This window comes from Streptomyces sp. TP-A0356 (genome assembly GCF_001417775.1).
Taxonomy (GTDB): Bacteria; Actinomycetota; Actinomycetes; order Streptomycetales; family Streptomycetaceae; genus Streptomyces.
In genome coordinates this window covers 342,887-357,982 of sequence record NZ_BBZJ01000015.1, presented here as the reverse complement: position 1 = coordinate 357,982, position 15,096 = coordinate 342,887, and the positions used below count along the sequence as shown (strand labels likewise).

The 15,096-nt window shown below is 71.7% G+C and carries 17 protein-coding genes; 6 read left to right on the top strand and 11 right to left on the bottom strand.

The genetic code is table 11. The features are described 5' to 3' along the window. Positions 1 to 249 precede the first annotated feature (249 nt). Together ASC56_RS37795 and ASC56_RS10170 are read left to right on the top strand one after the other, a co-directional pair. The gene (locus tag ASC56_RS37795) at positions 250 to 849 is read left to right on the top strand and encodes an ATP-binding protein (RefSeq protein WP_063784947.1); all 600 of its coding nucleotides are present in this window, start codon (positions 250 to 252) and stop codon (positions 847 to 849) included. Positions 850 to 917: 68 nt separating this feature from the next. Then, on the top strand, positions 918 to 1,169 hold the full coding sequence (locus tag ASC56_RS10170) for a hypothetical protein (protein WP_055490922.1): 252 nt from the start codon (positions 918 to 920) through the stop codon (positions 1,167 to 1,169). A 14-nt stretch (positions 1,170 to 1,183) separates the two neighbouring features. Here ASC56_RS10170 and ASC56_RS10165 read toward each other — a convergent pair whose 3' ends face one another. Beyond that, entirely contained in the window at positions 1,184 to 1,615 is a 432-nt protein-coding gene (locus ASC56_RS10165) for an ATP-binding protein (protein ID WP_055490921.1), read from the bottom strand. 303 nt (positions 1,616 to 1,918) lie between these two features. Between ASC56_RS10165 and ASC56_RS10160 the strand changes: the two genes are divergently transcribed. Beyond that, entirely contained in the window at positions 1,919 to 2,386 is a 468-nt protein-coding gene (locus ASC56_RS10160) for a MarR family winged helix-turn-helix transcriptional regulator (protein ID WP_055490920.1), read from the top strand. A 48-nt stretch (positions 2,387 to 2,434) separates the two neighbouring features. Here ASC56_RS10160 and ASC56_RS10155 read toward each other — a convergent pair whose 3' ends face one another. The 6 genes from ASC56_RS10155 to ASC56_RS10130 all read right to left on the bottom strand — a co-directional run bounded on the left by ASC56_RS10155 (position 2,435) and on the right by ASC56_RS10130 (position 8,387). After that, positions 2,435 to 4,189: a PP2C family protein-serine/threonine phosphatase gene (locus tag ASC56_RS10155; protein ID WP_055490919.1), complete on the bottom strand. Its 1,755-nt coding sequence runs from the start codon at positions 4,187 to 4,189 to the stop codon at positions 2,435 to 2,437. Then, complete coding sequence (locus ASC56_RS10150) at positions 4,186 to 5,250, bottom strand: ATP-binding SpoIIE family protein phosphatase (RefSeq protein ID WP_055490918.1); 1,065 nt, start codon at positions 5,248 to 5,250, stop codon at positions 4,186 to 4,188. Before ASC56_RS10150 ends, ASC56_RS10155 begins: the two co-directional genes overlap by 4 nt. Next, positions 5,247 to 5,642, bottom strand: a complete 396-nt coding sequence (locus ASC56_RS10145) for an anti-sigma regulatory factor (RefSeq protein WP_055491089.1) — start codon at positions 5,640 to 5,642, stop codon at positions 5,247 to 5,249. Before ASC56_RS10145 ends, ASC56_RS10150 begins: the two co-directional genes overlap by 4 nt. A gap of 47 nt (positions 5,643 to 5,689) precedes the next feature. Next, the gene (locus ASC56_RS10140; protein WP_055490917.1) at positions 5,690 to 6,109 is read right to left on the bottom strand and encodes an STAS domain-containing protein; all 420 of its coding nucleotides are present in this window, start codon (positions 6,107 to 6,109) and stop codon (positions 5,690 to 5,692) included. Continuing rightward, positions 6,106 to 7,005, bottom strand: a complete 900-nt coding sequence (locus ASC56_RS10135; protein ID WP_055490916.1) for an STAS domain-containing protein — start codon at positions 7,003 to 7,005, stop codon at positions 6,106 to 6,108. Before ASC56_RS10135 ends, ASC56_RS10140 begins: the two co-directional genes overlap by 4 nt. A gap of 215 nt (positions 7,006 to 7,220) precedes the next feature. After that, a complete protein-coding gene (locus tag ASC56_RS10130; protein WP_055490915.1) occupies positions 7,221 to 8,387 on the bottom strand; it encodes a PP2C family protein-serine/threonine phosphatase in 1,167 nt (388 codons plus the stop codon). Positions 8,388 to 8,540: 153 nt separating this feature from the next. Here ASC56_RS10130 and ASC56_RS10125 point away from each other — a divergent pair, with 153 nt between their 5' ends. After that, positions 8,541 to 9,017: a MarR family winged helix-turn-helix transcriptional regulator gene (locus tag ASC56_RS10125; protein ID WP_199835955.1), complete on the top strand. Its 477-nt coding sequence runs from the start codon at positions 8,541 to 8,543 to the stop codon at positions 9,015 to 9,017. Positions 9,018 to 9,297: 280 nt separating this feature from the next. On the opposite strand, the gene ASC56_RS10120 is transcribed toward ASC56_RS10125, so the two are convergent. Continuing rightward, positions 9,298 to 9,636, bottom strand: a complete 339-nt coding sequence (locus ASC56_RS10120; RefSeq protein WP_055491088.1) for an STAS domain-containing protein — start codon at positions 9,634 to 9,636, stop codon at positions 9,298 to 9,300. 854 nt (positions 9,637 to 10,490) lie between these two features. Next, positions 10,491 to 11,690 (bottom strand): hypothetical protein, encoded by a 1,200-nt coding sequence (locus tag ASC56_RS10115; RefSeq protein WP_055490913.1) that lies wholly within the window; start codon positions 11,688 to 11,690, stop codon positions 10,491 to 10,493. Between the two features lie 468 nt (positions 11,691 to 12,158). On the opposite strand from ASC56_RS10115, the gene ASC56_RS10110 reads away from it, so the two are divergent. Then, positions 12,159 to 12,413, top strand: coding sequence for a DUF5133 domain-containing protein (locus tag ASC56_RS10110; RefSeq protein WP_055490912.1), 255 nt, complete (start codon positions 12,159 to 12,161; stop codon positions 12,411 to 12,413). A 70-nt stretch (positions 12,414 to 12,483) separates the two neighbouring features. On the opposite strand, the gene ASC56_RS10105 is transcribed toward ASC56_RS10110, so the two are convergent. Both ASC56_RS10105 and ASC56_RS10100 read right to left on the bottom strand, forming a co-directional pair. Further along, positions 12,484 to 12,690 (bottom strand): hypothetical protein, encoded by a 207-nt coding sequence (locus tag ASC56_RS10105; protein WP_055490911.1) that lies wholly within the window; start codon positions 12,688 to 12,690, stop codon positions 12,484 to 12,486. 229 nt (positions 12,691 to 12,919) lie between these two features. After that, on the bottom strand, positions 12,920 to 14,374 hold the full coding sequence (locus ASC56_RS10100) for an alginate lyase family protein (RefSeq protein ID WP_199835954.1): 1,455 nt from the start codon (positions 14,372 to 14,374) through the stop codon (positions 12,920 to 12,922). A gap of 195 nt (positions 14,375 to 14,569) precedes the next feature. Between ASC56_RS10100 and ASC56_RS10095 the strand changes: the two genes are divergently transcribed. Continuing rightward, the gene (locus ASC56_RS10095; RefSeq protein WP_079102404.1) at positions 14,570 to 15,061 is read left to right on the top strand and encodes an Lrp/AsnC family transcriptional regulator; all 492 of its coding nucleotides are present in this window, start codon (positions 14,570 to 14,572) and stop codon (positions 15,059 to 15,061) included. The last annotated feature ends 35 nt before the right edge of the window (positions 15,062 to 15,096 follow it).

Here is a 15,096-nt window from a genome sequence, read left to right as displayed (position 1 = left end):
CCAGGACGCCGTGCCGCCCGGCACGGCGTCGCCCGTACCGGCAATGTGCGCTGCCGGACCCATGGCGCGCACACGGGCGGGTAGGCGAGGCTGGATGAACGCACACCACCACACCACGCCGCCCCTTGCGCCCCGGAAGGACGATCGCCGCTCCACCGGCGCCACGGGTGCCGCGGGGTCCGTCGTCCGCGCCGACGGCGCCGGGAGCGTGCCGGGTCTGTCCGCCCCTCCGGGGGCGCGATGAGGTCGATGGAACTGCCCTCACCGGACGGCGAGAGTGCGGTCGCCGTCGACGGGAAAGGGGCCGACGAGAGGCCGTACGCGTGCGCCCACCACGCGCTCGCGGGTGAGGCCGGGCAGGGCGGGACGCCGGCGCCCAGCTCCCTCGTCACCAGCGCGGCGTCGGCGCGTTCGCATGTGCTGGCGGCTCTGCGGAGTCATGGGGACGCTGCGGCCCTTCGGCCGACCGAGCAGGCCGTCACCGACCTGCTCCTCGTCACCTCCGAACTGGTGTCCAACGCCATCCGTCATGGCGGCGGACTCGTGGCCTTCGAGGCGAGACCCACGCGGGACGGCGTCCGGCTCTTCGTGCACGACCGCAGCGCGGACATCCCCTCCGCGGCCTTCGGCTCCGGCGAGCTTCCGCTCGGGTACGACGGGGGCGGGTACGGCTGGCCGTTGATCATCCAGCTGGCCCGCGACATCGCCGTCGAGCCGTGTCCGGGCGGCGGCAAGATCGTGAGCGTTCTGGTCTCCCTGACCCCCGGCCCCGCACCCGTCGGCCGGCGCACTCGGGGCGTCGTGCCTCCCACCGGCGGCCGAAAGGGGGCCGCTCGCCCCGGCAGGTGAAGCCGACGGGGTTTCCACCGGCGAAGTGGGGCAACGCGGAACGGGACACCCCCGTGGAGGGAGCTCCCATGATCGCCGTAGCCCTGCTCCTGCCGGCATCCATGCTCTGCCTGCTGCTGGCCCTTGGACGGTACGAGGAACGGATACTGCGTCCGGACGGCGACGCACAGGCCCAGGGCGCGCGGCGCGAGCGCCGACTGCGCGCCGTGCGCGAACCGGCCCCCGACGATCTCGGCCGGCAGGTACCCGAGGAGCCCGCGACACCGGAGAGCGGCGCCACCGCACCGGGAGACTCCGGGACGCGGTGGCGGGCCGCCTGACGCCCGTGCCGCGCCTACCAGGGAAGGAAGACGTGCACGTCCTTGCCGTCCGGCTGGACCACGACGCTCACCTGATCGCACAGCGTGTGCACGAGATGCCAGCCGATGCCTCCCGCCCGGCCGGGCTTGAAGGGCCGCGGGGAAGGGGGCGTGGTGCTGGTGTCGTGCATCGTCACATGAACCCCGTCGTACGTCGGCCGCATGCCCAGGGTGAAGGGCCCGGGCGCGTACTGCACGGCGTTGGCCGCCAGTTCGTCGACCACCAGCAGGATGTCGTTCCAGTGCTCCGGACTCGTCGGAGGCGAGGCCCGGGCAAGCCGGCGCAGAAACCCCTCGGCGGCCAGTCGTGCGTCCGTCACGTCGTGCAGTTCGCCGTCGAAGCCGATCATGAGGTTCTCGACCATCTCGAACGGCCAGGCCTTGTCCCAACGCGGCTCGGTCGCCATGCCGTCCTTCCCCCGGCCGGCACGCCGGCCGGTTGTCGTCGTTCGTCGCGCTGTCGCACGGCCCTCGTTATGACGGTTGCCAGAAAGCCGACGGCTACGCATCCGAGATCGTGACACGACCGACCGGCCCGCCGCGAGATGTCCGATCCGGTGTGCGGTGCAGTGATCTCGTGAAGAAGGGGGTACCCGGCGGCGTACTCGCGGGTGACCGGGGTAGGGGCGGCGATCGGGCCGACCGTGTCGGTGGACGCGAGGCGGGCCGATGTGGCAGGCGTGAGATGGGTGGTGGGAGTTGACCGTGAGGTGACGGAGGCAGAAGAAGCGGGCGGTCGTCCGACGGTGCTGGCCCGGCAGGTGGCGGATGCGGTGGATGCCCTGGTGGCGGTGTGGACCGAGGCGGCCGAGGCGATCACTCCGCGCTTGTCCACCCATCAGCTGAAGGCGCTGACGGCCGTCCGTCACCGCTCGGAGCTCAATCTCACCGCGCTCGCGGAGACACTCGGTATCGCGCTGCCCGCGGCGAGCAGGCTCTGCGATCGCCTTGAGGCCGCGGGGCTGCTGGAGCGGGTGCCTCATCCCCGTAACCGGCGGGAGCTGCAGCTGCGGGTCACCGCCCAGGGACGGAAGGTGCTCGCGGACCTCGCCGAACGCAGGTCCGCCGGCCTGGCCGCCGTGTTCGCCGCGATGACGCCCGCACAACGGACCTCGCTGGCACAGGGGCTGCACGCCTTCCGGGAGAGCCACGCGGCGGAGAGGGGCAGGGAGGGCTAGGGCCCTTCCGAACGGATCTCCTGGGCGTCGCGACGCCCGGCCGGACCGTCACGGACCTCCGGCGGGCGCAGGCCGCGGCGACGGTACCCACTCGCTGGTGATGTGACACAGCAGGAGGCATACGTCGTCGTCGCCTTCCGAGTCCTGCAGCATCGGGTCGAGCACACGGTCGGCGGCGTTCTCCAGGTCGCCGTCCAGCTCCGGCACCGGGAGCGCGGACAGCGCCTCGGTGAGACGTTCGATGCCCGGATCGATGCCCTGGGCCCGCCGCTCCACCAGGCCGTCCGTGTAGAGGGCGAGGGTCGACCCGGGCGGCAGCTGGACGGTGTGGTCCTCGATCTCCTGCCGCAGCGGAATGCCCAGCATGGCACCCGGCTTGGCATCGAGCGTATGGACCCGGCCGTCGGGCGTACGCAGGACGGGTGGCGGGTGTCCCGCGGCGGCCCAGGTCAGGACCGGTTCGTCGGGCCGGAAACGGGCGATGACCGCCGTGGCGTACAGGTCCGGCTGCAGATGGTGGAGGAACAGGTGCAGGCGGGTCAGGAGTTGGCTCGGGCTGCCTCCGTCGACGGCGTACGCACGCAGGGCCGTGCGCAGTTGGCTCATCATCACTGCCGCGTGCAGTCCATGGCCGGTGACGTCGCCGATCACCGTGATCAGACTCCCGTCGGGCTGGCGGAAGGCGTCGTACCAGTCTCCGCCGATGTTGAGGCCGTGGGTCGCCGGCAGATAGCGGGCCGCCAGTCGCAGCCCCGGGGTGGTGGGCAGGTCGGTGAGCAGCGCCCGCTGCAGCGTCTCGGCGATGTCGCGGCTGTGCTCGAAGCGTTGCGCGTTGTCGATCGCGATCGCGGCTCTACGGGCCAATTCGATCAGCATGACGGCGTCGTCCGCGTTCCACCGGTCGCCGGGCGGGGTGAGGATGAGGACACCCAGGGGCGCCCGCCGGGCCAGCAGGGGAACGCACAGCAGGGGGAGGGTGGGGTGCAGGGCCGAGGGGGGCCGGTCGTCCACTCCGGGCAGGCCACCTGGGTGGGCGGCGGCGTACTGCGGACGGCCGGTACGGGCGGCGACCACGGCGGCGGCGGGACGGGGACCGAGCCTCCGCTCCTCCTCCTCGTCGTCGAGCAGCCACACGTCGACGCTGCCCGCGTACGTCGGCGTCAGCAGCTCCGGGAGCAGGCGCACGATCTCCCCGTGGTTGAGGGACGCCGTCAGCGCCGCACTGGCGTCGGCGAGGAACGTCAGCCGCCGGCGCGCCTCCTCCGCCTCGGTGCGCGCGGCCCGCTCGGCGGCGAACAGGTCGCGCTGCGCCCGTCCGGCGGCGTCCAGTTCGGCGTGCAGCGCGAGGACGCCCTGATTGGTCTGATGGAGCTCCTCGCGGTGGAAGGCGACCAGTGCCTCCTGCTCCGTCAGGGCGTCCAGCACCCGAGCGGTGTCGTCGTCCGCGCTGAACAACGCCTCCGCGAGGGCCGTCGGCCCGGTGCGCACCGAGCCCGTGCCGACGCGACCACCCCGCTCCGTCGCCGGGACGGCGGCCCGCCAGGTGGGTGCGTCGCGGTTGTCCTCCGGGGCGGGGCCGAGGGTGAGCCGCAGCTGCGGCTCGGGCTTAGACGCGGGAGTGGTCTCCAGGGTCAGCCGCCAGACGCCGCCCTTGATGAGGCGCTGCCGCAGTTGGGCGGTGAGGCCGGTGACCAGCCGGGTGCGGTCGAGGACGGACACACCGTGCTCGGCCGCGAGCCGGGCGGTGGCGATCCGGGCCCGGGCGGCGTCGACGACGGTAGTGATCTGCCAGGTGTGGGTCATGGTTCACGATTCGACGGTGTGGGGGACAGCACGGTCACCGCGGTGTCGTCGCGGACGGGCCGGGCGGAACTGCTGGCGTCGCGCACGATCAGGGCTGCCGTCACTCCTGGGTCCAGGACCGCCGAGGGCACGTCCGGACGCAGCGACCATCGGCTCGGCAGGCCGTCGCTGTGCAGGACGAGAAGGCAGTCGGAGGACCAGGGCAGCCGCAGGTGGGGGATGCGCGCCGGTCGGTGGGCGCCGACTATGCCGGGATGCGACAGGAGGTGCTGCCAGTTGTCGCCGGTGCGGAAACGGGCACCGATGTTACCGATGCCGGAGAACTCCAGACGCTCTGCGGCGAGGTCGAGTTGGGCGACCGCGACCGCGGCGCCCCGAGTGCTGCGCAGCGCGCCGTGCAGCACCGCGAGCAGTTCCGGGGGCGCCAGATGGGCGCTACGGCGCAGCTGCCGGACGGCGGCGTCGGAGGCCTCGGCCGCTTGGGGGCCGTGACCCAGCCCGTCGGCGAGGAGCAGGGTGACGCGCTCGCCGGACCGTACGCAGGCCCAGGCGTCGCCCGAATGACCCGCGACGAGGGGGACGTTGACTCCTCCCGCCCACACCGGCCCGGGGCTGCGCCGGGACTTCGGTCCGCTCCTTCTGGAGGCGTGTATCCGGGCCAGGGCGACGGTGCCGCGCCCGGGCGAGCTGTGCACCTCGAAGTCGTCCGCCAGACGTCCGCACGTGCCGAGGCCCGCGCCCAGCGAGGCCGTGGTCGAGAAGCCGTCGCCCAGCGCGGCCGAAAGGTCGGGGATGCCCAGTCCGTGGTCGATCGCGACGATCTGCAGCGCGGGCTGCGGAGCGCTCGCACCGGAGCCGAGCTCCGCGTCCACGGTCTCCAGGAGTATCTGCCCGCCTCCGGCGTGCTTGAGCAGGTTGGTGGCGAGTTCGGTGGTGACGAGCTCCGCGGCGGCCCCCCGGTCCTCGTCGAACCCGGCACGGCCGCAGACTTCCTTCGCCGCCACCCGGACGTCCCTGAGCCGTGTCGAGTCGTGCACGGGCACGTCCCAGACCCGGGTCATCTCATCTCCTCGCGGGGACGCGGCGGTCCGGCCGCCCAGCACACGACGGTGACGGAGGTGCCGGCACCGGGACGGGTGTCGATCGTGAACTCGTGCACCAGCCGCCGGGCGCCGCCCAGCCCCAGGCCCAGACCGCCGCCCGAGGTGTAGCCGTCGGTGAGGGCCCGCTCGACGTCGGCGATGCCCGGGCCCTCGTCGGTGAAGGTCAGGCGCAGGCCACGGGCACGTCCGTTGTCCAGGAAGGCGGACTCGACGTGTCCGCCTCCGCCGTGGACGAGTGTGTTGCGCGCGAGCTCGCTGGCCGCGGTGATCAGCTTGGTCTGCTCCACCAGACCGAAGTCGAGCTCGGCAGCCGCCTGCCGCACATGCTGTCGTACCCACGCCAGATCCATGTCCGACCGGATGGGCAAGCATGCGGCCACGCGGCCCGATGTCTCCGTCACGCGTTCTCCTGGCGTCCTGGAGGGCCGGACAGGGGCGTGGACGCCTGCGTCAGCATCCGTAGGGCCTCGTCGGCGTCGAGGGCTGTGCGAAGGCCCGGCAGGGTGAGGCCGAGTTCCACCAGGGTGATCGCGACCGCGGGCCGCATGCCGGCCACGACGGTCTCCGCGGCGAGGAGCCTGGCGTTCGCGGCGATCTCGGCGAACACACGGCCGAGGAAGGAGTCGACGATCTCGACACCGGAGACGTCTATGACGACTCCGGCGGCGGAGCTGCCGGCGATGGCCTCGCCGATGTCCTGCTGGAGCTGTTCGGCCGCCTTGTCATGCAGTTCACCCTGGAGAGTGACGAGCAGGACGTCGCCGAGCTGGAGAACGGGGACATGGGCGCCCACCGGCCCCTCGGCGCCCCAGGTCATCGCGGGCCTCCTCCGTTGCCGGCCCGGTCGACGATCACGGCGCCCTGCTGGTGCAGGGCGTAGGCGAGGGCGTCGTCGAGGCTCGTACGGGTGATGATGGAGCTCAGGTCGATGCCCAAGTGCACGATGGTCTGGGCGATCGCCGGCCGGATGCCGGAGACGATGCACTCGGCGCCCATGAGACGTGCCGCCGCGACCGTCTTCATCAGATGCTGCGCCACCAGTGAGTCGACCGTCGGCACTCCGGTGATGTCCAGGATGGCGAACCGGGCCTGCTGGGTGACGACCGCCTCCAGCAGGCTCTCCATCACGACCTGGCTGCGGGCGCTGTCCAGGGTGCCGATGAGTGGAACGGCGACGATGCCGTTCCACAGTTTGATCACGGGCGTGGCCACTTCGAGCAGTTGCAGGCGCTGCCGCTCGATGATGCCCTCGCCCGCGCTGAGGGCCGTCTCCATGACGAACACGCGCAGCGTGCCCAGCAGGACGGTGAGCGCGACCACAGGCGCTTCGGTCGCTGCGCCGTCCGCCCCGGACAGGTCGGCCCTCAGGAGCGCCGTGACCGAGTGGCGCAGAGCCGCCACCTCGTCGGCGATCTGGCCGGGTGCGGCGCCCGCACGCGCCCGCGAGGCCGCCATGCGGGCGAGTTGTTCGGCCACCCCCGCGAAGCCCGGGGCCCGCAGGTCCTCGATCCGTCCCGAGGCGGCCACCACGGCAAGCGCTTCCACGAGAGCGCCGGCCGCTTCCACCGCCTCGTCGCGGGAGACCGTGAACACCGTCCGGAACAGTGTCTCGTCGGCCCAGCGCTGGCAGATCTGTTCCCGTCGGCGCAGCAGGAAGTCCCCGACCACGGTTGCCGACGCCTCTCGGTTCGCTGCCGAGTCCTGGTCCGTCACGTCCCTGTCTCCTTCGTACGTACGCCCCCCCGGCTGTCAGGGAGCCTCCTCGGAGAGCGCGGTTCATTGTCGCGCGACAACTGTAATCATGGGAGTTCGCGCATGACACCCGTGCCTGCCCGGAAGATCGTCCAACGAACGAGGGACACGGCCAACTGCCGTCCGTATGCATGACTTCGGGCGTCTCGGGTACGACACCGGCGCACGCGGAGCGGCTACGAGCCGCCCAGCGGCCCGAACCAGTCCAGGCACACCACGATCGCGTCGTCCTCCGGGTCCGGCCCGCCGCGATGACTGGACAGCTCCCTCAGGACGGCGCGCGGCACCTCCGCCGCCGGAAGCAGCCGCGTCGAGGCGATGGCCTTGGCCAGGGCCTTCTCGCCGTACTTCTCGCCCCCCGGTGCGGCGACTCCGTAGACGCCGTCGCTGGCGAATACGAGCCGGTCGCCCGGTTCGACGTGGAGCTCCTGCGAGACATAGTCGGTCTCCTCGAACATGCCGAGCGGCAACTGGGCCTCGAAGTCGACCGGTTCGACGGTTCTGCCGCGCAGCCGCAGCATCTGCGGGGAACCGGCGTCCACGACCTTCACCCGGCCGGTGGACAGCTCGAAGTCGAGGAGGAGCACCGACAGGTAGGAGGCGCCCCGGTAATGGGCGTAGATGGCCTGGTCGGCGAGGGCGGCCTGGTCCTCGATGGAGATCCCGGCGCGCCGGGCGTTGCGGAGCGCGTTGATCCCGAGGTCGGTCAGCAGCGATGCCTCGATGCCCTCGCCCATCCCATTGGTGATGTAGAGCATCAGCCGGTCGGAACCGGCGGACCAGTCGAAGTTGTCCCCGAAGATCGCGTAGGCGGGCTCCAGTTGCGCGCCGAGCGCGTACTCCCTCCGCGCACACGCCCGGCCCGGCAGCAGCTGCCACTGCATCTCGGCGGCGAGCGTCAGCCGGTCCCTGCGCCTGGCCTGCAGATAGACGTCGGTGTCCCGATCGGCCACGATCACCTCGTGGCCCAGGACCTCCGCGATCTCGACGAGCTCGGGGAGGACCTCCGCGCTGCCCTCGGACGGCAGTGTGACCCTCAGCACGCCGAGCCGGTCCCCGCGTACCGTCACCGGCAGATGGACCCGGGACAGGTCGCCGATCTCCTCGATGATCGGGTCCTGTGCGCCGAAGGCCCGGCCGGCCGTGCTGCCGTGCATCGATACGGGTTCGGAGATGTCGGGCCGCGCGGAGACGGGCTGCAGGACGGTGAGCCCGTAGTCGGCCATCAGCAGTTCCACGGACTCCGCCGCGTACTGACTGCGCAGCACTTCGCGGAGCGCGTCCACCAACCGGTGGGGAGACGCGTTCCGAAGCGCCCTCTCGGCTGCCACGAATCTGTTCACGATGTCGGATACGCCATTCTTCTGCTAGTACGATTCCGGCCCCGCGCCCTGGACGGGGCGTGCATCCGTGTGTCGGTGTCCGTATCTATCGTTGTGTGTGAGCTGTGGTCCCGGCAGGCCGACAGCATTCGAGAAGCCTGGGAGAGTGAGACGGTGACTTCCTCCAGCCCGCGTCCCGGGCCGAGCGAGGTGGCGCGGGTGACGTCAGAGGCGGCGGAGCTGCTGGAAGTCCTCTGGGGGCGTGCCTCGACGGCTCCCGTCTCCGCCTCCCAGCTGCGGGTGCTCTTCATCCTGGAGCACCACGAGGGCATCAACCTGCGGACGCTCGCCGACGCCCTGGCATCGACTCCGCCGTCGACGAGCAGACTCTGCGACCGTCTGCAGGCCGTCGGGTACGTCGAGCGCACGGCGAGCTCCATCAGCCGACGTGAGCTGCGGCTGCACCTGAGCCGACGGGGCAGATCCTTCCTGGCCGAACTGCGGTCACGGCGCGAGAGTGCCCTGGAGTCCGTCCTGGCCCAGATGCCCGCGGCCAAGCGCACGGCGCTCCTGCAGGGACTGGAGGCCTTCTGTGCCACCGCGGCGGCACAGATCCACGAGGAGGACGGAACCGACGCCCGTACGGCGTGAGCCGAGCGCGGACCGGTCCTCCCCGCCGGTGTGCCGAGCGCCTGCCGTGGTCGGTCGGCGCGCGGAGCCGGCTCCGCCCACCACAACATCCCACTTCCCTCCGTGTGTTCGATGCTCCCCACACTTTGTTGCCTCATGACTACAGTTGTCAAACGGCAACTATTACCGCCGAACAAGCCATCTACGTGCGCGAACGCCCACGCAAATGGCCTGTCGAGTCAGGGGTTCGCTCCCGCGCGCCCGGCCAGGAGGGTCGACGCCCGCGGAAGCGCCCGTTCCGCTACGGCCGGCTCACCGCGTCGCCCACGCCGGCGAGCGCGTCATCGGCGCTCTCGAAGGACGGGACGGTCAGACTCACCCCCGTGAGGTCGAGGATGCGCTGTACGGCCGGGGCCGGGTCGATGAGACCGACGGAGCCGCCGACCTGCCGGGTCTCCTTGTAGGCCTTGAGGATGATGTTGATCCCGGACGAGTCCATGAACGGCACGGACGAGAGGTCGAGCAGTAGATGCCGTCGCCCGTGGTGCACCTGATTGGCGAGGTGGTGGTGCAACTCCGTCGCCGTGTCGACGTCCAGGTAACCGTTCACGATGACCAGCGCGACCTCCTCCCGGGGCATCGTCACATCGATGGACAGGGGGGTCTGCTCAGCCGACACAATGTCCTCCCATACGTACCGCGTGCGGGGCTCGTCTACCCCGGGGCGGGCACTCGATGCACCGCGGGCCGCGCTCCGGAAGTGATCAACCTCTTGCCGCCGAAGCGGTTCCCGGCGGCGATTCCAGCTCCGGGTACCCCCCGAATCGAACCCCACGCACGGCAGTTGCGGACCTGGATCAGGCCATGCCCACCGCCCCGGCGCGGGCGTCCGGGGAGGAGTGACGGCGGTCACTCGCACAGGGCGGCGCATACTCCGAACCAGGCGGGCACCAGCAATCGCAGACCGCTCGGGAAGCCCACCCCCTGGCAACCCCGAGCCGCTCGGCCCCGCCGATGCCCTCCCCCCGGCACTCGGCGGGGCCCTTTCCGCCGGGCATCACCGGCAAGCGACCCATGGTCGCGCAGAACCTGGCCGCCGGACCCGCCGGACCCGCCGGTCACCCCGCGCCCGGGACCGCTTCGGCCAGGCTTCGAAGCAGCCGAGGGCGACGACGACCGTGACCGCCGCCGTCCACGGCAGCCGCAGACGCTCGTAGCGGCCGAGAAGAGCTGCCGCCGCATGGCCCGCATGCCTCTTCATGCCGGTTCCTCCGGTCATCTCGCCCTCCCGTGACGACGGCGGCCGTGCGCCGGCGACCCTCGCCGTGTGCGCGACACGCTGCGGCGGTCAAGAGGGGACGCGCCCGCGGATCGGCGGTTCGGAGAGCAATCACGCGGAAGATCGGCACGGTCCGAGAGCCCCGGCGCCCCGCCGCACCCGGGAATGCGCAGAACCGGTCGCGTCCGGTCCCGGCCCAGGGGCGGCGGACAGGGCTACCCCCGCTTACCGGCGTCCGTCGGCTCGGTCGAGGGACCGGCGACGGAGGTCTCCCCGTCGGGGTCGGTGGTGCGGGGCGCGTGGCCCTCGCTGCTCGGCGTGCGGAGCAACTTGGCGCCGTCGCGCACGCGTTCCAGGGGCTTGGCCAGGGTGCGCAAGGAGAAACCTTCCCGCTTGCGCTCTTCCTGTCGCGGTGGCGGCAGGGTGCCGGACTCCTGGTACGCCGCCAGTGCCTCATGGGCGAGTTCGGCCGCCTCCCGGTACAGGTCGCGCGACTTCGTCATGGCGTCGAGTGCCTCGGCGTAGGCGGCGAGCTGACGGCGCGTCTGGGCCAGTTCCTCCTCCAGGGTCGTCAGGTGCCACTGCTCGCGCAGTTCGGCCAGGGCCTCCTCGGCCCCGTCGGGCAGGGGGGCGGGCCGCTCGGCGTAGCGCCGCACGGTGTCGATGAGATCCGTGGGCTCCGTGCCGTCGAGGAAGACCGTGCGCACGCTGAAGCCGTTGTCGTCGGTACCGGGACCGGCGGGCACCGCCGGGAGCACCACGGCGCCGCCGCGGGGCACCCGCACCCCGAGGTCGTACAGCGCCCAGTTGACCACCTGGAACTGCTCGGGCGCGGCCCGGTGCTCCACGACGCGGTGGCGCAGGCTGGGTGGCAGCATCGGCGCCAGGGGGCGCCGTCCGCGCTCATCGGTGGTCATCGCCTCGTGCACCACCACATGGATGCTCCACGTGTGACGCGCGCACTCCTTGAGGAGGCGCCGAAGCGCCCGGTCCTCCGTGGGCAGCGGATTGATGTCGCGGAACCGGAGATCCGGAACCACGTCGTGGTCCCAGGGGGCATCCGCGTCCTCGGGCCAGAAGACGGTGGCGGGCGAAGGCCAGTCGAGGTCCCAGGCCCGGTCCGCCTCGGCCACCAGCACCCAGTCCTGTGTGCCGTCCCTGACGTCGGGCGCCCCCACGTTCAGACGGGCCCGCACGACGACGTCCCCGTCGACCAGCCAGCGGGCTTCGAAGGCGCGACCGGGTGTGCCGTCACCGGAGCCGTCGAACTCGAACCGGTCCTGGATGACCGCGCCGCTCTTCAGCTCCCGCAGTCGCTGCCGGACTCTCTCCTCGGCTCCCGCGCCGAGATGGCGTCCGCGTGCCAGCCACACGGTGTCGGGAGCCGAGGCACGGGCGGTGGAGGACTTAGCCATGGATCACTCTGAGGGGATGGGGACGAGGGGCGCCTCCCAGTATGGTCCGCGCACACCAGGGGACCGGAGGCCAGGTCGGTCGTGATCGCCTGTCCCACCGTATTCCCCACCGATGGGTGGATGTACGCCGCATCGACGGCGCGATCTCCCGCCGCGGGGCCGATCCGCACCCAAGGGGCGCGTGAATCGATCGTCGTGTCAACAGCGAGCTGGTGCGCTGATCCACGTCGGAAGGGCCCTAGGCTGGGTCGCCGACCAGCGGGAGGAACAGCGTGGACGATGACGTCGGGCGGCTTCGACCTGTTCGTGGAGGTCGTCTGCGCCGGCCCTCGTGAACTGCTCGACTTCGTCAGGTAGGGCGGGGCCGGGAGTCGAGATCGTGCCAAAGTGCCCCCGTGCGGAAGGAGTTGCGCATGACTCGCCCGTGACGGGGCACACGCCTCAAAAGTCGAGAGAGAGGGCCTCACTGTGCTCGTTCCGGATGCGAAGGTCGTTAGAGGGCTGCTGACCCGGTACGCCACCCTGCAGATCGCGCTCGCCGAGAGGGAGACGCCCGAAACGGTACGGCAGCTGGAGGACGTCAGCTACACGCTGTGCGTCATGACGGGGACCCACACCGTGCACGAGGCAGTGGCGGCCGCGGACGCGCTGCTCGTCGCGGCCCATCGCACGGACACGGCACAGGAGACGGACGGCGGGAGCGGCCTGCCCGTGGCCGTCTGACGGTGATGCTCCCGGGACCGGTGAGCGGCACGGACTCACCGGTCCCGGGCCTCACCGACCCGGAAGCGCCCTAGGGCAGAAGCTTGTCGATCGCGGCCCGCCCCTCGGACGCGAGCTTGCGCTCGGCCCAGGCGAGGGCCCTGGGGGTGATGTCCCTGCCCGAGGCGAGCACCAGGTCATCCGGTGCGGCCTCCGGCGGAGCCACGTGCAGCAGCTCGTCCGGTGTGACACGGTCATCGGACGGACGACGTGACGCATCAGGTTGTGACGTCGACATGTGGTCTCCTATGCGAGTCGATCCGCAGTGGTGGCACCCGGGGGCCGTCGCGAGGGCGGCACACCACCCTTGTCATCACCTTTCAACGAGATGGAGCCGCGCGCATCCCGAACGGCCCGGCTCCCCCTGGAGCCGAACTCAGCGTGTCCGCACGGACACCCTGGGTGGTGGGAGCCGGTCGTGTTCGGCGTGCGGCGACCGGACGACGGCCGCCGCGGGCCACGGCGGTTCAGCCGCTGTCGCGTTGGGTGCGCCCCCGGCGGCGCAGCAGGAGCAGGCCGCCCGCGACGGCGGTGACGCCCGCCGCGCCGGTCCACAGGGGCAGGTCCGAGAAGCCGGTGGCGGCGAGGTCGTCGCCGTGTCCGCCCTGGGCACTCGGACTGGCCGGGGACGACGGCCGGGCGGACACGGCCCCGGAGCCGGAGGCGGGCGTGGGGGACGCCGATGCCTCGGCGGCGGTCGCCCGGTCCCGGGTGAACGTCAGCGTGCCGAAGCCGAGTCGGTCGTACCCGCCGCTGTTGGGGCCGTAGTCCCCGCCGCCGCCCTCCGGAGCCGCCTTGGCCGCGATCCGTGTGACATGGGGCGCGTCGAGGCCCCGGCGCCTGGTGTAGTGGTTGGCGATCATGGCCCAGATCGGGCGTGTCATGGCCGGATCCACGGCGGCCGCCCTGCTCGCGGTCTCCATGCCGGACCAGATACCGGGCGCGCCCTTCTTCCGTGTGTTCGACGTGTAGGGCACGGACCCGCCCAGGCTCCACTTCGCCACGTACTCGGCGCCCTTGAGGAAGCGGCTGTCGTCGTGGCCGTACAGGTCGATGCCCTGGTTCCAGGCCATCTCGCAGATCGTGCCCATCAGCCCGACGCCGAGCAGGGCGTGGCCCTGGTCGCGGCCCGCCTCGACCCACTCGGCGAGTCCGCCGGAGTACACCACCGGGATGGCGTTCCTGATCGAGCCCATCCCCGCGCCGTGCCGGAAGTAGGAGACCACCCGGTCGACCGAGGCGCGGTCGTCGCAGAGGATGCCGACGGCCAGGACGCAGGCCATGGCCGTCAGGTCCCAGTTGGTCCAGTAGTTGGTGACGTAGGCGCCGTTGTGGTGGGTGAGGAAGTCCGAACTGACCGGCAGGAACGCACTCCGCATCATCTTCTGGAAACGGGCCAGCTCGAACCCGTCGCGGTCCCGCACCAGTTCCGCCGCGTTGGCGAACTGGTAGCCGTACAGGCCGGCCGCGAGGAACCGGTCGGCGGTGCCGTCGAGCCTGGTCAGCGTGGCCGACCAGGCGTTGAGGATGGCGACGGCGGTGTCGGCGTGTGCGGTCTCGCCCGTGATGTGCCAGCGCAGGGCGTTCTGGTAGGCGGCGTGGATGTCGTTGTAGAGGAGGGCGTAGTTCTCGGGTGTGCCCGATCCCCGGTAGACGGTCGCGGCCGGCCGGGCCGCCCAGCTGCTCTGCGCGTGCCGGTTCGCGGTCAGCCTGGCGAAACCCGCCGTGCAGAGGGCGGCGCCCGCCTTCACCTTGGCCGCCATACGGTCGAGGTCGGCCCGGGTGTGCAGCAGTCCGGGGTGCGCGAAGGCGGCGCGAGCCGCCGACGCCTGGGCCGTGGGGACGGCGGCGGTGACGGCGGCCGCGCCCGCGGCGGTACCGGCGATCTTCAGCAAGCTCCGGCGGCTGATCTGTGCTCTCACGTGCTTGGGTCCTAGCGTCTCGGGGGTGTTCCATGTGGAGGGCTTCGCACGGGAGACGCGTCGGGGGCTGGGCGATAACAGAAAGTCGCGCCGTGCTCGGTGTGGGCGCTCCGGGCGGGACGTGGGTGTAGGGGCGGGACGCACATCCGGAGCTTCCTCGCCTGCGCCGAACTTCGTACGGCTTACCGTGGACCCATGGACATCGACGCACTGGACCGTGCTCTGCTGCGGGAGCTGCAGGACGACGCACGGCAGACCAACCGGGACCTGGCCGCCAAGACGGGGGTGTCCCCGTCCACCTCGCTGGAGCGGGTGCGGCTGCTGCGCGAGCGGGGCGTGATCACGGGTTATCACGCCACCGTGGACCTGGAGACGGTCGGCCGCCCGGTGCAGGCCCTCATCTCCGTCCGTATCCGCCCGCCGGCCCGCCCCGTCATCGAGGGATTCCGCGAGTGGGCCGCCCAACTTCCCGAGACCATCGGCCTGTTCGTCACCTCCGGCGCGCACGACTTCCTCATCCACATCGCCGTCCCGGACATCAACGGCGTCTACGCCTTCGTCATCGACCGTCTGACCGAACGCCGAGAGGTAGCCGACGTGCAGACCACCATGGCCTATGAACACGTCCAGTCCCGCCGCGTCGAACCCGCCGCCGAACGCGCGCCCGAGCGGCGCCGGACCCGATGACGGGGACGCGGAGCGCCCCCGCACATCCGACGCCG

Excerpts from the sequence above, each read along its gene's own strand:
- ASC56_RS37795 (WP_063784947.1), top strand. The coding sequence starts at position 250 with ATGGAACTGCCCTCACCGGACGGCGAGAGTGCGGTCGCCGTCGACGGG.
- ASC56_RS10150 (WP_055490918.1), bottom strand. The coding sequence starts at position 5,250 with ATGACCCGGGTCTGGGACGTGCCCGTGCACGACTCGACACGGCTCAGG.
- ASC56_RS10145 (WP_055491089.1), bottom strand. The coding sequence starts at position 5,642 with ATGGATCTGGCGTGGGTACGACAGCATGTGCGGCAGGCGGCTGCCGAG.
- ASC56_RS10140 (WP_055490917.1), bottom strand. The coding sequence starts at position 6,109 with ATGACCTGGGGCGCCGAGGGGCCGGTGGGCGCCCATGTCCCCGTTCTC.
- ASC56_RS10105 (WP_055490911.1), bottom strand. The coding sequence starts at position 12,690 with ATGTCGACGTCACAACCTGATGCGTCACGTCGTCCGTCCGATGACCGT.
- ASC56_RS10115 (WP_055490913.1), bottom strand. The coding sequence starts at position 11,690 with ATGGCTAAGTCCTCCACCGCCCGTGCCTCGGCTCCCGACACCGTGTGG.
- ASC56_RS10170 (WP_055490922.1), top strand. The coding sequence starts at position 918 with ATGATCGCCGTAGCCCTGCTCCTGCCGGCATCCATGCTCTGCCTGCTG.
- ASC56_RS10165 (WP_055490921.1), bottom strand. The coding sequence starts at position 1,615 with ATGGCGACCGAGCCGCGTTGGGACAAGGCCTGGCCGTTCGAGATGGTC.
- ASC56_RS10095 (WP_079102404.1), top strand. The coding sequence starts at position 14,570 with ATGGACATCGACGCACTGGACCGTGCTCTGCTGCGGGAGCTGCAGGAC.
- ASC56_RS10155 (WP_055490919.1), bottom strand. The coding sequence starts at position 4,189 with ATGACCCACACCTGGCAGATCACTACCGTCGTCGACGCCGCCCGGGCC.
- ASC56_RS10120 (WP_055491088.1), bottom strand. The coding sequence starts at position 9,636 with ATGCCCCGGGAGGAGGTCGCGCTGGTCATCGTGAACGGTTACCTGGAC.